Annotated in this window: 18 protein-coding genes; 10 read left to right on the top strand and 8 right to left on the bottom strand. The window is 27.0% G+C overall.

What is annotated here, in order from left to right; all coding sequences use genetic code 11:
* The first annotated feature begins 16 nt into the window (after nt 1–16).
* The 3 genes from dapB to AMN70_RS01340 are packed head-to-tail and all read left to right on the top strand — an operon-like array spanning nt 17 to nt 2,372.
* Nucleotides 17–793, top strand: coding sequence for a 4-hydroxy-tetrahydrodipicolinate reductase (gene dapB / locus AMN70_RS01350; protein ID WP_075501222.1), 777 nt, complete (start codon nt 17–19; stop codon nt 791–793).
* Nucleotides 793–1,446: an endonuclease III gene (nth, locus tag AMN70_RS01345; protein WP_075501221.1), complete on the top strand. Its 654-nt coding sequence runs from the start codon at nt 793–795 to the stop codon at nt 1,444–1,446. Before dapB ends, nth begins: the two co-directional genes overlap by 1 nt.
* Entirely contained in the window at nt 1,446–2,372 is a 927-nt protein-coding gene (locus AMN70_RS01340) for an adenosine kinase (RefSeq protein ID WP_075501220.1), read from the top strand. The genes nth and AMN70_RS01340 overlap by 1 nt, the downstream gene beginning before the upstream one ends.
* On the opposite strand, the gene AMN70_RS01335 is transcribed toward AMN70_RS01340, so the two are convergent.
* The gene (locus AMN70_RS01335; protein WP_075501219.1) at nt 2,369–2,938 is read right to left on the bottom strand and encodes a winged helix-turn-helix domain-containing protein; all 570 of its coding nucleotides are present in this window, start codon (nt 2,936–2,938) and stop codon (nt 2,369–2,371) included. The genes AMN70_RS01340 and AMN70_RS01335 overlap by 4 nt on opposite strands.
* Here AMN70_RS01335 and AMN70_RS01330 point away from each other — a divergent pair.
* Nucleotides 2,937–3,437, top strand: coding sequence for a L,D-transpeptidase family protein (locus AMN70_RS01330; RefSeq protein WP_075501218.1), 501 nt, complete (start codon nt 2,937–2,939; stop codon nt 3,435–3,437). The two genes, AMN70_RS01335 and AMN70_RS01330, sit on opposite strands and share 2 nt — an antisense overlap.
* Here AMN70_RS01330 and AMN70_RS01325 read toward each other — a convergent pair.
* The gene (locus AMN70_RS01325) at nt 3,434–4,078 is read right to left on the bottom strand and encodes a YggS family pyridoxal phosphate-dependent enzyme (RefSeq protein ID WP_075501217.1); all 645 of its coding nucleotides are present in this window, start codon (nt 4,076–4,078) and stop codon (nt 3,434–3,436) included. The genes AMN70_RS01330 and AMN70_RS01325 overlap by 4 nt on opposite strands.
* On the opposite strand from AMN70_RS01325, the gene AMN70_RS01320 reads away from it, so the two are divergent.
* Entirely contained in the window at nt 4,073–4,615 is a 543-nt protein-coding gene (locus tag AMN70_RS01320; protein ID WP_179850362.1) for a thiamine phosphate synthase, read from the top strand. The genes AMN70_RS01325 and AMN70_RS01320 overlap by 6 nt on opposite strands.
* Entirely contained in the window at nt 4,605–6,161 is a 1,557-nt protein-coding gene (locus AMN70_RS01315) for a tetratricopeptide repeat-containing sulfotransferase family protein (RefSeq protein WP_075501216.1), read from the top strand. Before AMN70_RS01320 ends, AMN70_RS01315 begins: the two co-directional genes overlap by 11 nt.
* A gap of 55 nt (nt 6,162–6,216) precedes the next feature.
* Here the strand turns inward: AMN70_RS01315 and AMN70_RS01310 are convergent, their stop codons facing one another.
* Nucleotides 6,217–7,200 carry a porin gene (locus AMN70_RS01310; RefSeq protein WP_075501215.1) on the bottom strand — a complete coding sequence of 328 codons (984 nt, stop codon included), beginning with the start codon at nt 7,198–7,200 and terminating at the stop codon, nt 6,217–6,219.
* Nucleotides 7,201–7,393: 193 nt separating this feature from the next.
* On the opposite strand from AMN70_RS01310, the gene AMN70_RS01305 reads away from it, so the two are divergent.
* Genes AMN70_RS01305 through holA form a run of 4 tightly spaced genes read left to right on the top strand, consistent with a single transcriptional unit; the run spans nt 7,394 to nt 11,951 of the window.
* On the top strand, nt 7,394–7,927 hold the full coding sequence (locus AMN70_RS01305) for a DUF3576 domain-containing protein (protein ID WP_075501214.1): 534 nt from the start codon (nt 7,394–7,396) through the stop codon (nt 7,925–7,927).
* A gap of 51 nt (nt 7,928–7,978) precedes the next feature.
* Complete coding sequence (gene leuS / locus AMN70_RS01300) at nt 7,979–10,519, top strand: leucine--tRNA ligase (protein ID WP_075501213.1); 2,541 nt, start codon at nt 7,979–7,981, stop codon at nt 10,517–10,519.
* Nucleotides 10,516–10,974, top strand: coding sequence for a hypothetical protein (locus AMN70_RS01295; protein WP_075501212.1), 459 nt, complete (start codon nt 10,516–10,518; stop codon nt 10,972–10,974). The genes leuS and AMN70_RS01295 overlap by 4 nt, the downstream gene beginning before the upstream one ends.
* Nucleotides 10,971–11,951 carry a DNA polymerase III subunit delta gene (gene holA, locus AMN70_RS01290; RefSeq protein ID WP_075501211.1) on the top strand — a complete coding sequence of 327 codons (981 nt, stop codon included), beginning with the start codon at nt 10,971–10,973 and terminating at the stop codon, nt 11,949–11,951. Before AMN70_RS01295 ends, holA begins: the two co-directional genes overlap by 4 nt.
* 4 nt (nt 11,952–11,955) lie before the next feature.
* On the opposite strand, the gene AMN70_RS01285 is transcribed toward holA, so the two are convergent.
* The 5 genes from AMN70_RS01285 to mnmE all read right to left on the bottom strand — a co-directional run bounded on the left by AMN70_RS01285 (nt 11,956) and on the right by mnmE (nt 17,578).
* Nucleotides 11,956–12,804 (bottom strand): ParB/RepB/Spo0J family partition protein, encoded by an 849-nt coding sequence (locus AMN70_RS01285; RefSeq protein WP_075501210.1) that lies wholly within the window; start codon nt 12,802–12,804, stop codon nt 11,956–11,958.
* Nucleotides 12,804–13,598 (bottom strand): ParA family protein, encoded by a 795-nt coding sequence (locus AMN70_RS01280; protein WP_075501209.1) that lies wholly within the window; start codon nt 13,596–13,598, stop codon nt 12,804–12,806. Before AMN70_RS01280 ends, AMN70_RS01285 begins: the two co-directional genes overlap by 1 nt.
* Nucleotides 13,599–13,608: 10 nt before the next feature.
* On the bottom strand, nt 13,609–14,259 hold the full coding sequence (locus AMN70_RS01275; RefSeq protein WP_075501208.1) for an RsmG family class I SAM-dependent methyltransferase: 651 nt from the start codon (nt 14,257–14,259) through the stop codon (nt 13,609–13,611).
* A complete protein-coding gene (mnmG, locus tag AMN70_RS01270; RefSeq protein ID WP_075501207.1) occupies nt 14,259–16,130 on the bottom strand; it encodes a tRNA uridine-5-carboxymethylaminomethyl(34) synthesis enzyme MnmG in 1,872 nt (623 codons plus the stop codon). Before mnmG ends, AMN70_RS01275 begins: the two co-directional genes overlap by 1 nt.
* Before the next feature lie 116 nt (nt 16,131–16,246).
* Nucleotides 16,247–17,578, bottom strand: coding sequence for a tRNA uridine-5-carboxymethylaminomethyl(34) synthesis GTPase MnmE (gene mnmE / locus AMN70_RS01265; protein ID WP_075501206.1), 1,332 nt, complete (start codon nt 17,576–17,578; stop codon nt 16,247–16,249).
* Nucleotides 17,579–17,589: the final 11 nt, after the last annotated feature.

Here is a 17,589-nt window from a genome sequence, read left to right as displayed (position 1 = left end):
CATATTTTGTCTTCAAATGAAAAAAATAAATTTAGCTATAACTGGATGTATGGGAAGAATGGGTCAACAAATTATAAAGTCTGTTAAAAAAGACAAAAGCTTTAAATTAAAATCTCTTACAGAAAATAGAAAAATAAGAAAAAAGATATATGGATTAACAGTAAATCTTAATAGTGAAAATGTATTTAAAGATATAGATTTAATAATAGATTTTACAATCCCACAATGTACTTTTCAAATATTAAAAATAGCTTCAAAACTGAAAAAAAGAGTTGTTATTGGAACTACGGGATTTTCAAAAAAAGAGGAAAAGTTAATTCACAAATATTCAAAAAAAATTCCAATTTTAAAAGCCGGAAATATGAGTTTAGGTATTAATCTATTAATGTATTTAACTGAAATTTCATCCAGTTCTTTAGGTAAAAAATTTTTAAGCAAAGTTTTTGAAATCCATCATAAACATAAAAAAGACTATCCGTCTGGGACAGCTTTGATGCTTGGTAGAGGTATAGCAGTTGGAAAAAATAAAAATTTTTATGACCTGATTGGAAAGAAATATCTAAATAAAAAAAAATTTCCTTATGGAAATAAAATTAATTTTAATTCAATCAGAAAAGGTGAAATAATTGGAGAACACGAGGTTCAATTTTCAAGTGGTAAGGAAATAATTACCTTAAATCATGAAGCTTTTGATAGAAGTTTATATTCTGAGGGTGCATTGTCTGCTGCAAAATGGTTAATGGCAAAAAAACCTGGGCTTTATTCTATGAGAGATCTTATGAATTTTAAATAATGAATGAAATTCAAAGAGCTAAAATAATTTTAAAGATTTTAAATAAAATTTATCCAACTATTAAAGTTCCATTAAAAAGTAAAAATGTATTTACTCTTCTAATATCAGTTTTGCTCTCTGCTCAATGTACAGATGTAACAGTAAATAATGTTACAAAAAATATTTATCCAAAGTATAATCAACCTAAGCATTTTGTAAAATTAGGAAGAAAGAAAATTGAAAAATTAATAAAAAAAATTGGTATTTTTAGAATTAAAGCTAAAAGTATTTATAATCTTTCAAAAATACTAATTGAAAAACATGATGGCAAAGTTCCTAATACGTTTAATGAATTAGAAAGTTTACCTGGAGTTGGACATAAAACTGCTAGTGTTGTTATGTCTCAAGGTTTTGGTTTTCCAGCTTTTGCAATTGATACTCATATCCATAGACTTGCTCAAAGATGGGGATTAACCAATGGAAAAAGCGTTATACAAACTGAAAAAGATTTAAAAAGATTATTTCCCAAAAGAAGTTGGAATAAACTTCATCTTCAAATAATTTATTATGGAAGAGAATATTGTAAAGCTAGAGATTGTTATGGATTAACTTGTAAAATTTGCACCACTTGTTATCCTAAAAGAAAAAAAGCTTTTATTGCAAAAAAACCATAATGAAAATTTTAGGAATTGGGAACGCAATTGTTGATGTGCTCTGTAAAGTGTCGGATGAATTCTTAGAAAAAAATTCACTTACCAAAAGCACAATGAAACTTATAGATGAAGAAGAATTTAAAAAATTAATATCTTTGCTAAAAATTGAAGAAACTATTCCAGGAGGTTCAGTAGCAAATTCAATTGTGGGTTTGTCTAAATTAAATAATGAGGTCGGATTTGTGGGAAAAGTCAGCGATGACGACCTTGGACAAAAATATGAAGATGGATTACAAAAAGAAAATATAAGATATTTATATAATAAAAAAAAAGAACCAATTCCCACCGGCTCTTGCATAATTTTAATTACACCAGACTCTGAAAGAACAATGTGCACTTTTTTAGGAACAGCAGGTAAAATTTCTGAAAAAGATATAAATGAAAAAGATATTAGAAATTCAGAAATGATTTTTTTAGAGGGATATTTGTGGGATAAAGGAGATCCTAAGAAAGCTTTTGATAAAGCAATTAAATGTTCAAAAAAAAAAGCAATGTCATTATCAGATTTATTTTGTGTTGAGAGACATAAAAAAGATTTTTTAAATTTAGTTAAAAATAATCTTGATATAGTATTTGCAAATGAACAAGAAATAACTTCCTTGGTAGATGCTAAATCTTTTGAGGAAATTATATCATTTTCAAAACAAGTTAAAAAAAACATAATAATTACAAGAGGGGAAAAAGGATCATTATCAATTAATAGTAATGAAGTAATCGAATGCAATGCACAAAAAAATTTGAGTATTAAAGATTTAACTGGAGCAGGTGATTTATTTGCTGCTGGTTATCTACATGGAGTAATTAATAACTATTCAATAAAAGAATGCTTAGTTAAAGGAACAGAATTATCATCAAAAATTATTCAAAAAATTGGTGCACGAATCTAAAGAAATTTTTTAATTAGATAACCTTTTTTTTTACTAATAATAAAATTTTTATCTTCAAATGTGTCTAGAAATTTTTTTCTAAGCCTGTGAATATGTGTTTCTACAGTATGGGTCTCTAAGTTTTCAGAATAACCCCAAATATCTTTTTGAAGTTCATCAACACTTGCTGCTTTGCCTTTGTTATTTAAATATGTTAGAAGTTTTATTTCTTGTTCAGTAAGATCCAATTCCTGTTTATTTAGGTAAATTTTTTTTGAATTAATATCTAATTTATATTTCCCAATACTCAAATTAGAATTTATTAAAAAGTTTTTTTTTAAAATCTTTAAATTAATTATTTCAATTAATTTGTTAATCTTATAAGGAAAATTATTTAAAATAATTTGATTTAAGTTATCAATTTTTTTTTTTGATAATACCAAATCATTAGGATTACTGTTTAAATAAATCTCTAAATCTTTTTTTTTTTCTAAAAAAATTAAGTCTATTTTTAATTTTTCTTTTATTTCATATAAAATTTTATAGATATCTTTTGATTCATATACTACTAATTTATTATTGGTCATGATTAATAATCTAATTATTTTAAAAAATAATGATACTTTAAATTTTCAAGAATTTAACTTTAGATGTTCAATTGGAAAGAAGGGACTTACATCAAATAAAATTGAGGGAGATAAAAAAACACCTATTGGTGTATTTAAACTAGGAAATTTATTTTACCGGAAAGATAGAGTTCCAATGCCAAAAACTAATTTAAAAAAAATTCCGATAGTTAGAAACATGGGTTGGTGTAATGACCCTTGTGATAAAAATAATTACAATAAACTTATTAATATCAATAGTATTATTAAATATGAAGTGCTCTTTAGAAAAGATTATAAATACAATTTTTTTATTCCAATTAAGTGTAACACTAAGAATAAACCTTACAAAGGTAGTGCAATATTCATTCATTTAACAAACAACTATAAGCCTACAGCAGGTTGTATAGCTTTAGATAAAAAAGATTTTAAAATTTTGATAAAAATAATTGATAAAAATACAAAAATAAAAATTTCTTAATTCCTTGCTCCAAAAATTTTAGATCCTATTCTTATGAAAGTTGAACCTGAGTTAGCTGCTTTCAGATAATCTGAGGACATTCCCATACTAAGTTCTTTTAAATTTAATTCATCGTTTAAGTTTTTCATTATTTTAAAAACATCTTCTGGATTGGCGTCAATGGGAGGGATACACATAAGTCCAATAACATCTAGATTTAATTCTTTTTTTATATTTGCATAGAAATCTTTTAAATCTTTTTTTAAAATACCATTTTTTTGATCTTCATTTCCAATATTAACTTGAATAAATATTTTTATATTTCTATTTATTTTACTTTGTTCATCAGAAATTTTTTTAGCAAGTTTCATCGAGTCTAAAGAATGTATATAATCAAATAATTTTACAGCTATTTTAACTTTATTAGATTGTAATTTACCTATCATATGTAACTGTATATCTTTATATTTAGATTTTATTCCACTCCATTTATCGTTTGATTCTTGAACTTTGTTTTCACCATAATGAAGATGACCAAATTTTAAAAGTGGTTCAATAACGTCTATTTTAAATGTTTTGGTGACTGCTATAATATTAATATTATGATTGATCTTATTAATTTCTTTTTTAATTAAAGATAAGTTATTAATTGTATTGTGCATATTCTAAATAATCAAATTTTTCATTTTATAAATAATTATAATCCAGCTTACATTGGAAAACTTAATAAAAATATTAAATTAATTTACAGAAATCATGAGAAAAAACCAGATATAGAGTACCTGAAAAAACTTCAAAGATTTTGTAAATCTAATGGATATAAAATATATTTATCTAACGATTTAAAACTTGCAATAAAGTTAAACTTTGACGGAGTATATATATCGTCTTTTAATAAAAGGTTAATTATTAAAAGCAACACTCATAAGAAATTTACAATCTTAGGATCGGCTCATGATTTAAAAGAAATTAGAATAAAAGAAAAGCAAGGTGTTCAAATTATTTTTTTAAGTCCTGTTTTTATTAATAAAAATAATAGATATTTAGGCATTTATAATTATTTAAAATTAAGAAAATTAACTAGATGTAAATCAGTTGCATTAGGTGGAATAGATGAAAAAAACCTAAAACAATTATACATTTATGGTATTAATGAGTTTGCTTCTATTAAATTTATAGAAAAAATGTATGAAAAATAAAGACATAGAGCATAAACTTAAAATTTTAATAAATAATTTTAATAACAAAAAATTTTTAGAAACAATTTCATTATCAAAACAGTTACTTAAAATTGCACCTCAACATGAGGCTTACCTTCATAACATGATTGGACTAAGTTACAAAAGTTTAAATAATTTGGATGAAGCAGAAAAAACTTTTGTAAAAATAATCAATCAATACCCTGGAAACGTAGCAGCTAAAAATAATTACGCAATGATCTTGAAAGCAAGAAAACAGATTAAAGAAGCTGAAAAATTGTTAGAAAAAACCATAAAACAACAACCTAATTACTTAAGCGCTATTAATAACCTTGCAAATATTAAAAAGCAGTCAAAAAAATACGAAGAGGCTATTTCTTTATATGAAAAGGCTTTGAAAATTAATAACAAAATACCAATAATTCATTATAATCTAGCAGTTTGTTTAATAAGTACAAGAAACCACGAACAAGCATTAAAACATGCATATTTGATTAATGATCTTGATCCAACTTTTACTTATGCTGACAAACTTATTAATGAATTTACAGATTATAAAAAAGATGAAAAAAAACATTTAGATTCATTAGAAAAAAAATTATTAATCAAAAATTTAGAAACAGATAAAAAAATTTCGTTATATTTTTCTTTAGGTAAGGCTTATGAAGATCAAGAAAGATATGATTTATCTTTCAAATATTATGAACTTGCTAACATAACAAAAAGGAAACTCCTCGATTACGATATTGCTGATGAAAATAAGATATATGATAACATTACAAGACTATTCAAAGAGGAGAAGTTTGAAAAAGCTTTGAAAGATCAACCAGTTTTATCAGATAAAAAAATTATTTTTATATGTGGAATGCCGAGGTCGGGAACTACTTTAGTTGAACAAATAATTTCTTCACACAAAGAAATTCAAAGCTTAGGTGAAACAGATTATATATTTCAATCAATCGAGAATAATTTCAATTTGAGTGATTATGACGAATTTAAAAATCAAATATTGGCAGTTTTTGAAAATGAAATTACTAAACTTTATAAAGAATACTTAAATTCTATTCCAAAAATTGATCAAGGAAAATTGGGTTTTACAGATAAAAGTCTTCTGAACTTTCAAATTATAGGTCTTATAAAGATATTTTTCCCTAACTCAAAAATAATAGTTTTAAAAAGAAATTTTGAAAATAATCTTTTATCTATATTTAAAAATGATTTAGCAAGTAAAAAACTTAGATGGACCTACAGTGAAAAAGAAATAAGACTTTTTTATAGTCTATTTTTGAAATATATAGAATTTTGGAAAAATATCGATATTGATATGTTTTTTGAGGTAGAATATGAAAAAGTTACATCTGATCCAAAAATAGTAACAAAACAATTATTAGAATTTTGTGATCTTAAATGGGATGAAAACTGCTTAAAATATTACAAAGTTAATAAATCAGCTATAGATACCGCTAGTGCTAATCAAGCAAATAAACCTATTTATAAAGATTCTGTAAATAAATTTGAAAATTATAGAAATTTTTTTAAAGGCTAAAAAAAAACCCCCTAAAAATTAGGGGGTTTTTAATTCTTTTAAACTATCTTTTTAATTAAAACGCAAAAGATAAAGTAACTTGTGTTCTCTGGTCAGTTTTACCAGCAGTTCCACCTACGTTATCAGCTTCGTTCTTGAAAGCTGAAACAGTCATACCACCCATTGTGTATGAAGCAGCAATACCTGTATCTTCATGATCTGAAGTTGCAGATACTACTTGGTCACCAAGTTTAACTTCTCTTTGGTTGTAAGATAAAGACATGTTTTCATTAATGTTAACAGCAATACCTAACATTGTGATTTGCTCATCGTCACCAGCTTTATTGTGATCAGCCATTTGTGCTCCTAATGTAACTGAACCAACTGCATATTTAGCAAATGCTAATGATTGTTTTTCAGTATCTACTGAAGTTGAGTCATCAATTTTACCATGACCAACACCTACAGTTAAACCGTCCATTAAAGAACTAGTTTTAACTACGATAGTTTTATCTGAATCATCACCAGCGGCTGTTTGACCGTCATCTGAAGAGTTACCACCACCGTTTTTAGCATATACTAATTGTAAATCAAATCCTTCGAAAGAATTTACATATGCAATATTTCCAGTTGTAGCTTCACCTGATGTATATGCATCACCAGCAGTATCGTCCCAAGCTTGTTCAGCTCCGGCTGCTCTAGGTAGCATATCTTTGTGAGCGTTAAGACCGTATGATGCTGTTCCACCGTCAAAACCGATTAAACCAGCGTCACCCATATCTATTGTTAATTTAGCAGAAGACTGAGCCATAGTGTCTGTATTCATACCAGTGTATAAGCTAATTGTTCCAATATCATTATCTGCAGAACCATTAAAACCTAAAAACTGATCGAATCCAATTGGACTACCAGTTAAGCTGTCTTTCATGGAATCACTTCCACCGCTATTTGTAACGTAAGTAACTTTTGCGTTACCACTTACTGACATCTCTGCAGCATTAGCACCCATTGCTACTAATGAACCAGCTAGAGCTGTCATTCCTATTTTCTTGATATTCATCTATATATCCTTTTGTTATATTTATAAATATGTCTGTAAATTATAAAAAATTCGCCATTTATCCATGTTTCCGATGTATAAAATTAATATAAATTCAGATTTGTGACATTTTTACAACAATGTAGTTATTAAAAGCCTATTTTTATGTACTATTTATGCTAAACCTCACAATATTACAGTTTATATTAATCATATGATCTCAAATCTTAAAAAACTAATTTTGTTATTCTGCATTTTTTTAATAACTAGCTGCGGAATATATAGACCTACTGATGCAAGAAAAGTTTCACCTAATCCAGAGGAAAGAGTTAAGAAAAATCTTGAAGAAGGTAGAGGGTTTAAACTGTCAAATATTGGAAAAAGAAGTACTAATTTTCAGTTTGCTAGCTCTAATCCCATATGGAGAGCGAGTTTGGATGTTTTGGAATTTGCACCACTTTTAAATGCAAATTATTCTGGAGGAATTATAATTACAGATTGGATATCTAGTGACAATCAAAACTTAAATGAATTTTACAAAATTACTATAAAATTCTTATCAAACGAAATTAGGTCAGATGCACTTAAAATTACTCTTCACGAAAAAAAATGTAATACAAATAATAAATGTAAAATTTCTGAGATAAAGAGTAAAGCTGTAGAAAATGAAATTTCAAAAAAAATTTTAAAGATGGCTGCACTATATGAAAAAGAGGATCTTGCTAAAAAGAAAAAAAATTCGGAGTAGGTAAAATTGCAGAAAATTCAAAAATTAAATTAATTTTAATTCATAATTTTAATGAGTAGATACAATTTTCAAGATATTGAAAAAAAATGGCAAAAATATTGGGAAGATAATAAATCCTTTAAAACAGTTATAAATAAAAAAAAAAAGAAATTTTATTGCCTAGAAATGTTTCCTTATCCGTCAGGGAAAATTCATATGGGTCATGTCAGAAATTATACCATTGGTGATGTACTAGCTAGATATAAAGGACTCCTTGGTTTTAATGTCTTACATCCTATGGGATGGGACGCTTTTGGCATGCCAGCAGAAAATGCTGCTAGAGATAATAATTTAGATCCAAAAGTCTGGACAAATACAAATATTAACACAATGAAAAATCAACTTAAAAAACTAGGTCTTTCAATTGATTGGGACAGAGAAATTTCAACTTGCTCAGAAGAATATTATAAACATCAACAAACTTTTTTTTTAGAACTACTTGAGAAAAAATTAGTTTATAGAAAAGAAAATTATGTGAATTGGGATCCAGTAGATCAAACAGTTTTAGCTAATGAACAGGTAATTGATGGTAAAGGTTGGCGTTCTGGAGCTGTAGTAGAAAGAAAAAAATTAAATCAGTGGTTTTTTAACATTTCCAAATTTTCTCAAGAACTATTGGATGGTCTCGATAAACTGGACAAATGGCCAAACAAAGTAAAAACTATGCAAAAAAACTGGATTGGAAAATCTTTTGGATGTGAAATAGAATTCAAAGTAAAGGGTGATCTGCCTGTAGATAATATTAAGTGTTTTACTACTAGACCGGATACTTTGTTTGGCTTTTCATTTTTAGCTGTATCTGTTGATCATCCAATATCCAATTATTTTAAAGACAATAAAGAATTCTTAAAATTTAAAGAAGAGTGCTCGAAAACAGGAACAACAGAAGAAGCTATTGCAGTAGGAGATAAAATTGGTTTCAAAACTAATCTTGAGGCAATAAATCCTCTGGATACTTCACAAAAAGTACCTGTTTACTTTGCTAATTTTGTTTTAATGGATTATGGATTTGGAGCTGTTTTTGGATGCCCAGGGCATGATCAACGAGATTTTGATTTTGCTAAAAAATATAAATTACAAATCAAAACCGTTGTTAGACCTTATGATAAAGATGAAAATTTTAAGGTTTCAAATGAAGCATATGCTGGACCGGGAATTATTATAAATTCAAAATTTTTAAATGGTTATGAAGCACCAACAAATTCTGTTATTGAAACAATCAAGGTTTTAGAAGAAAAAAATCTGGGTAAAAAGAAAATTAATTTTAGATTAAAAGATTGGGGTGTATCTCGTCAAAGATATTGGGGATGTCCAATACCTGTAGCATACGATGATAAAGGGCAAGTACATGCAATTCCAAAATCAATGTTACCTGTAAAACTTCCTGAAAAGATTAACCTTAAAGTTAAAGGTAATCCCTTGGATAGCCAGAAAAATTGGAAAGAAGTTATTATTGATGGAAAAAAATTAATCAGAGAAACAGACACATTGGATACTTTCGTTTGTTCGTCGTGGTATTATCTAAGATTTTGCTCTCCAAACGAGAATAATCATGGCTTTAAAAAGGAGGACATTGATTATTGGATGCCTGTTGATCAGTACATTGGTGGTGTAGAACATGCAATATTACATCTACTTTATTCAAGGTTTTTTATGAGAGCAATAAATTATGAAAACAATAACTTCAATATTACTGAACCATTTCAAAGTTTATTTACACAGGGTATGGTTTGTCATGAAACGTATAAAGATGAAAAAAATAATTGGTTAAGCCCAGATGAAATAGAAAAAATAGATAATCAATTTTTTGTGAAAGGTAAACTAGACAAACCAGTAAAAGTAGGACCATCGGAATCAATGTCAAAATCTAAAAAAAATGTAATTGATCCTGAATTTATAATTAAAAATTATGGAGCTGACTCTGTTAGGTTATTTATTTTATCTGATAGTCCACCTGAAAAAGATGTTCAATGGTCTGAACAAGGCATGATATCTTCATACAAATTTATTCAAAAACTTTGGTCTTTACATAAAGAAATAAAAATTAAAATTTCTAACGAAAATAAAGAAAAACAAAACAATGAAATTGATAAATTTACAAATCAAATCATATCAAAAATCACAATTAATCTAGAGAAATTTAATTATAACGTGATTATTGCTAATATGTATGAATCATATAATTTTTTAATTGATTTTATAAAAAAAAATAAAAATTTAAATAACCTTGAGGAAAACTATAAAAAAATTCTTGTCTGCTTTTCTCCAGTAATACCTCATTTTGCTAATGAATGTTTAGTTGATTTAGGTTTTAAAGAAAATATTGATTGGCCAAAATATGATAAAAAACTTTTAGATGAGGAAAAAGTAAATATAGTTATCCAAATAAATGGTAAAAAAAGAGAAATTATTCAAATAAAAAAAGATGCAAATGAAAAAGAAATTTTAACAATCATAAAAAATAATGATAAAATTCAAAATTTCATAAAGAATAAAGATGTTGTAAAAAAAGTTTTTGTGCCAAATAAAATACTAAATTATATAATAAAATGAAAATAGCGAATATTTTAGTCATATTCACATTATTCATAAGCACATCCTGCGGTTATAAACCTATTTATATTAAAAATGATAAATTATTCTTAGAATTTAAAAATATTAACATAGTTGGAGATAAAAGAATAAATAGACAAATCATCAAAATTGTAGGTCTAAAAGAAAAGAAAGATAGTTTTAGCGAAAATGACTTAACATTAAAAACTAATTTTGAAATAAAAGAGACTTCTAAAAATTCAAAGGGACAAATAGAAACATATCGATCAATTTTAAAAATAGAATTAATAATTAAAAAAGATGATAAAATTATTAGTTCAAAGAATTTTTTAAATGAATTTTCTTATAATAATAGAAATAACAAATTTGAACTTTCACAATATCAAAATGAAATCAAAAATAATTTGATTAATAAATCTTCTGAAGAAATACTTTTATTTTTAAACTTATCATGATTGTAAAACTCCCAGATCTTTCGAAAAATTTAAATGATAAAATAAACTTCTATTTACTATATGGAGTAAATTCTGGTTTGATTGAAGAAACGATAGATAATATTTTAAAACCTAAATTTGTAAAAAATATTTTTTCTTATGATGAAAATGAGATTATTTCAAATTTGAATAGTTTTATAGAAAGTCTATATACTAAATCATTTTTTGATGAAGAAAAATTAATAATTATAAATCGTGGATCTGATAAAATTTTAGAAATTATTAAAGATTTAGTTTTAAAAAAAATTACAGGGACTAAAATTATAATTAAATCAAATATTCTAGAAAAAAGATCGAAGTTAAGAAATTTTTTTGAGAAAGATAATAATGTATTTTGTGTTCCATTTTACGAAGATACATTTCAATCTCTAATGTTTTTAGCACAAAATTTTTTAAGATCTAAAAAAATAAATATATCACCTCAATCATTAAACTACATTATTGAAAGGTCAAAAGGTAATAGGATCAATTTAAAAAATGAATTACACAAAATCGAAAATTTCAGCAAACAAAAAAAAACTATTGAATTAGATGAGATCTTAAAACTTACAAATTTATCAGAAAATTACAACTTTTCAGAATTAGTAGATCAATGTTTGGCAAAAAATAAAAAACAAACAATAAATATTCTTAATGAGAATAATCAATCTTCAGAAGATAATATTATTTTAATAAGAACATTTTTAAATAAACTAAAGAGATTAAAGAAATTGTCTACTGGGTTAGAAGATAATAAAAACTTAAATCTTGTTATATCATCTTTTAAACCTCAAATTTTTTGGAAAGACAAAGAGATCATAAAAAAACAGCTTAATACATTATCTTTAGATCAGATAAAAAAAATGATAGGTCAAATAAATAAAATAGAATTATTAGTAAAAAAACACTCACAAATATCAAATCAAATCATAAATAATTTTATATACGAGAACTTATGACAAACTAATAATTAGTTTTAATAATTTCGATTATTTTATTTAATTGATCTATTTCCTTATAAGAGAATGTTATTGTTCCTTGATTTCTCTTATTGTTTTTAATGATTACATTTAAGCCGATTTTTTCAGAGATAAGTTTTTCTAAATCTTTAATGTTTGCATCTTTTTGATTATTAATTTTATGTTTTTTACTTTTAAAAATTTTTACATAATTTTCTGTTTGTCTCACAGAAAGTTTCTTTTCTATTATTTTATTTGCAACAAAATTTGCATTGTCAAGACCAACTAAAATTTTTGCATGTCCAGCCGTTAATTTTTGTAACTCAATTAATTTTATAACATCGTCCGGCAACGTAAGAAGTCTTAAAGAATTTGCTATATAACTTCTACTTTTACCAATAAATTTTGACACTTTTTCTTGATCATAAGAAAATTCATCGATCAGCCGTTTATAACCTTGTGCTTCTTCGAGAGGATTTAGATCGTGTCTTTGAACATTTTCAACGATAGCAAATTCTAAAGATTTTAAATCATCTGCCTCGGTAATCACAACTGGAACATTATGAAGACCAGCTTTTTGTGCAGCTAACCATCTTCTTTCGCCTGCTATTATTTCATATTTTGATTTATTATCGTTCGATACTCTCACGACGATTGGTTGTATCATACCTCTTTCTGCAATAGATTTGGCTAATTCATCTAAATTAGATTCATCAAAAATCTTTCTTGGTTGATATTTATTGGGAACTAAATCACTAATTGATAATTGATTTTTTTGAATTTCAGTCTTTGACTCACCGATTAAAGAGGAAAGGCCTCTGCCTAAACCTTTTTTTATTTTATTAGAATCCATTAAGCAGCACTCCCAATGGATGTCTCTTGGCTAATAAATTCATCTGTAAAATTAAAATAAGATTTACTGCCTGGACAAGATTTATCATATATTAAAACGGGCATACCGTGTGATGGAGCTTCTGATAATCTAACATTTCTTGGAATTACAGTTGAATAAACCTTTTCCTTAAAATAATCTCTTGCTTCTTTTTCAACTTGAGATGAAAGTTTGTTTCTTTTATCATACATAGTTAATAATATTCCTCTAATCTTTAAGCTAGGATTTAGACTCACTTTTATACGTTCAATAGTTTTCATCAACTGGGTAAGACCCTCTAAAGCAAAAAATTCGGCCTGAAGAGGTACCAAAAGTGAATTTGAACAAACAAGAGCCATGACCGTTAATAAACTTAATGATGGAGGGCAATCAATAAGTATATAATCATAAAATTCTCTAGAATCATTTAAATAAGCGGATAATTTACGCTTTAATATAAATGCTCTATCACTATCATCTGCTGTTTCTACTTCTAATCCAGACAAATCTACATTTGACGTAATAATATCTAAATTTTTAAATTTAGTTTTTTTTATAATTTCAATAATATCTTTTGTACCATTCAATACTCCATAAATAGTATCACTTGAATTTTCCATATTAGATAATCCCAAACCAGTTGTAGCATTTCCTTGAGGGTCTAGATCTATAACTAAAATTTTTTTATTCTGTTGAGACAAACCCGCAGCAAGATTAATTACGGTTGTTGTTTTGCCAACCCCACCCTTTTGATTTATTACAGAAATAATTTGCACAATACCTTTGTTAGTTCGTTTTTTTTTTTCCTATTTTTTTTATATTAATTATAAATGAGTCCTCACTAGTTAAACTTTTTTTCTCTTCATATTCTAAATCCCATTTTTTTTTTTCATTTTCAAACAGACCTCTCCCGTTTTTACCCATAAAACAAATCAAGTTCTTATACTTTGAAAAATTTTCATAAACTAAATCTAAAACTACCGGCAAAGGCTTAAATGCTCTCGACATAATTGTGCCGGTCTCCATATTTTTCATCTCAAATATATTTTTTTGAAAAATTTCCGTTTTCAAATTTAATTTTCTGGAAACATCCTTTAAAAAATTACTTTTATGAAAACTTTTTTCAAATAAGTGAATTTTCATATTTTTTTTTATTTTTTTTAGCATAATAGCAATAATAATTCCTGGCATTCCACCTCCAGTTCCTAAATCTGTGGTTGTATTATAATTTAAATCAACAAAATCAATTATTTGTGCTGAATCTATAATGTGTCTTAGTCTAATTTCTTCTATTCCTGAATTTTTAGTGCTTATAATATTCAAATCTCTATTTTTTTCTATTATTAATGATATAAAATTCTCAAAATCTACAAATGTTTCACGTGAAACATTTAAACCATTGAGTCTAGAGTAATATTTTATAATTTCTTTATCCATTAAGCTATATGCTTAATAGACCTTCTTTTTACATGTGACAACAAAATATATACAGCTGCAGGAGTAATTCCGTCAATTCTTAATGCCTGACCCATTGTTTTTGGTCTTATTTCTTTAAACTTGGCTTTAACCTCATTAGAAAGACCTGAAAATTGATCATAGTCAATATTATCTGGGATAGTGAGATTCTCATCTCTTTTAAAAGCAAGAATATCAGCTTTTTGCTTTTTCAAATAACCTCTGTAATGAGAGTTAATCTCTATCTGTTCATCAATCTCAGCACCATGATTAAGAATTTCAGGCCAAATATTTCTGATTTTGCTCATATTAACATCTTTTTGAGTTAATATTTCTTCAGCTGTTCTAAAAACACCATCTTTAGCAATTTTAATACCAAATTTCGCTGCTTTAGAGGGAGAAATATTTAAATTGGACATCTGCAATGATATTTTGCTCAATTTTTGAAATTTATTCTCAAATATGTCTTTTCTGTTATTAGAAATTAAACCAATATTAATTCCTTTGTGAGTAAGTCTTAAGTCAGCATTATCTGATCTAAGACTTAATCTATATTCAGCTCTAGATGTAAACATTCTATATGGCTCAGCGACACCCTTAGTTACTAAATCATCAATCATTACTCCAATATATGCATCTGATCTATCAAGTATAAAAGGCTCCATTCTTTTAAGTGAGAGGGCAGCATTAATCCCAGCTATAAGACCTTGGGCTGCAGCCTCTTCGTATCCTGTGGTTCCATTAATTTGACCTGCAAGGTATAGATTCTTTATTTTCTTAGTCTCCAATGTTAAAAAGAGTTCTCTAGGGTCTACGTAATCATATTCTATAGCATATCCTGGTCTAATCACTTTAACATTTTCTAAACCGTTGATATTATTTAATATTTCATGCTGTACAACCTCTGGTAGAGATGTTGATATGCCATTTGGGTAGATTGTGTTATCATTCAAGCCCTCTGGCTCTAAAAATATCTGATGTCTAGTCTTATCGGCAAATTTTACTATCTTATCTTCTATTGAGGGACAATATCTTGGTCCAACACCTTGAATGCTACCAGAGTACATTGCACTTTTAGATAAATTCTTTTCTATAATCTTATGAACCTTTTCATTCGTATAAGTCATAGAGCACGATACTTGTTTGTTTAGATTTTTTTTAGTTAAAAAAGAAAAAAAATAAGGATCATCATCTGCAAATTGTTTTTCTAGTTTTGCAAAATTAATAGTTCTAGAGTCTAACCTTGGTGGTGTCCCAGTTTTTAGTCTACCTATTTTAAAATTATATTTCTCTAACTGCTCACTTAAACCAGTGCTTGGCTTTTCATTAAATCTACCAGCAGGAGTTCTTTCATCACCAATATGTATCAAGCCGTTTAAAAATGTGCCAGTTGTAAGTATTAACTTGTTACAACTTACTTTATTACCTTTTAATGTTAAAAATCCACTTATTTCATTATTATCAAAAATAAACTTAATTACAGGATCAGAAAAAATGCTTAAATTACAATAGTTTACAAGTTTTTCTTGCATAAATTTACGATATAATGATCTATCAGATTGCGTTCTTGGTCCTCTCACTGCTGGACCTCTACTTCTATTTAATAGTCTAAACTGTATTCCAGACTTATCGGCAACCTCACCCATAACCCCATCTAAAGCATCAATTTCTCTTACCAAATGACCTTTACCTAAACCACCAATCGCAGGATTACATGACATTTCTCCTATGGTATTTTTATTGTGAGTGAATAGGGCAGTGTTAATTCCAAGTCGAGCTGATGCAGCTGCTGCCTCACATCCTGCATGACCACCACCAATTACTACCACATCATATGATAAATCTTTTTTCATGAACTAAATTTATATTCGATTATAATATTTACAAGATTTCAGTTTTTTTTCTTAAATAAGCTATATTTACCAACGAAAATCAAAAAAAAAGCCCTAAAAATCCAGCAAAATTGCTTTTATTTCCCAATGCAAAAATCGTTGAAAATACTGCCTAATATCTCCTCTACATCGACTTTTCCGACAATCATACCTAAATGTCTAGTTGCTAACCTTAAATCTTCACCTGCTTTATCAAAATCTTTTTTACTATTTTTATCCAAAAAGTTTTTCAGATGATCTACGCACTGAACCAAATGTTGTCTATGTCTTTCTCGAGTAATTAAAATATCTTCCTCAGTTATGAATTTATCTTTCAAATAGTTTTTAATTTTTTTGATCAACTCATCAATGTTTGAGTTGTCTTTTAATGAAATTAAAACGTGATTAAGTTTAAGAATTTCTGGGTCTAACTTATCTTTTATTAGGTCAGATTTATTACAAACAAGAATTGCATCATTTTTTAACAAATCATTCAAAAAACCGCTTAAATCAATACTTTTAGCATCAACTACTACTAATTTTAGGTCTGCATTTTCAGCCTTTTTTAGAGATAATCTTATTCCTTTTTTTTCAATTTCATCTTTTGAGTCTCTTATACCAGCTGTGTCAGAAATAATAACAGGATATCCATCTATATTTAGATGGGTTTCTACAACATCTCTCGTTGTGCCAGCTATCTCAGAAACTATAGCAACCTCTCTGTTTGATAAATTATTTAATAAACTTGATTTACCTGCATTAGTTGGACCTACGATTGCAATTTTAAAACCTTCACGGATTATCTCTCCAACTTTTTGATCATCTAATATTTTATTAATCTCATTTAATACATCTGCAGACTCTTGTTTTATTTTTTTTAAATTATCTTCTGGTAAATCTTCATCAGGAAAATCTATTTTAGCCTCAACAAATGATAAAATTTTCAATAATTTTTCTCTTAACTCATTAAATTTCTCTGAGGATTTACCTCTCATAATTTTTACAGCTTGTAATCTTTGGATTTCAGTTTCAGCAGATATCAAATCTGCTATACTTTCGGCTTTTAGCAAACTTATTTTTCCATTTTGAAATGCAATCTTTGTAAATTCTCCTGGTTCAGCCAATCTACAGTTTTTTATTTTTGAAATCTCATTTTGAACTGCCAAAACTACAGCTTTTCCTCCGTGTACATGGATTTCGGCCATATCCTCCCCTGTGTAGCTCTCAGGGCCCGGAAACCATATTATAATGCCTTCATCAATAAGCTCAGAAGTGTTGATATTGTTTATTTTTCTAAGGGTGGCTATTCTCGGCTGTGGAATTTCCTTTCCTGTAAGAGATTTAATCACTTTTGATGCCTCAGTGCCAGAAATTCTAATTATTGCGACACCAGAAATACCTGGGCCTGACGATAAAGCGTAAATAGTCATAAAATATTATA

The organism is Candidatus Pelagibacter communis (assembly GCF_001179925.1).
Taxonomy (GTDB): domain Bacteria; phylum Pseudomonadota; class Alphaproteobacteria; order Pelagibacterales; family Pelagibacteraceae; genus Pelagibacter; species Pelagibacter ubique_E.
This window is presented reverse-complemented; position numbering and strand designations above follow the sequence as displayed.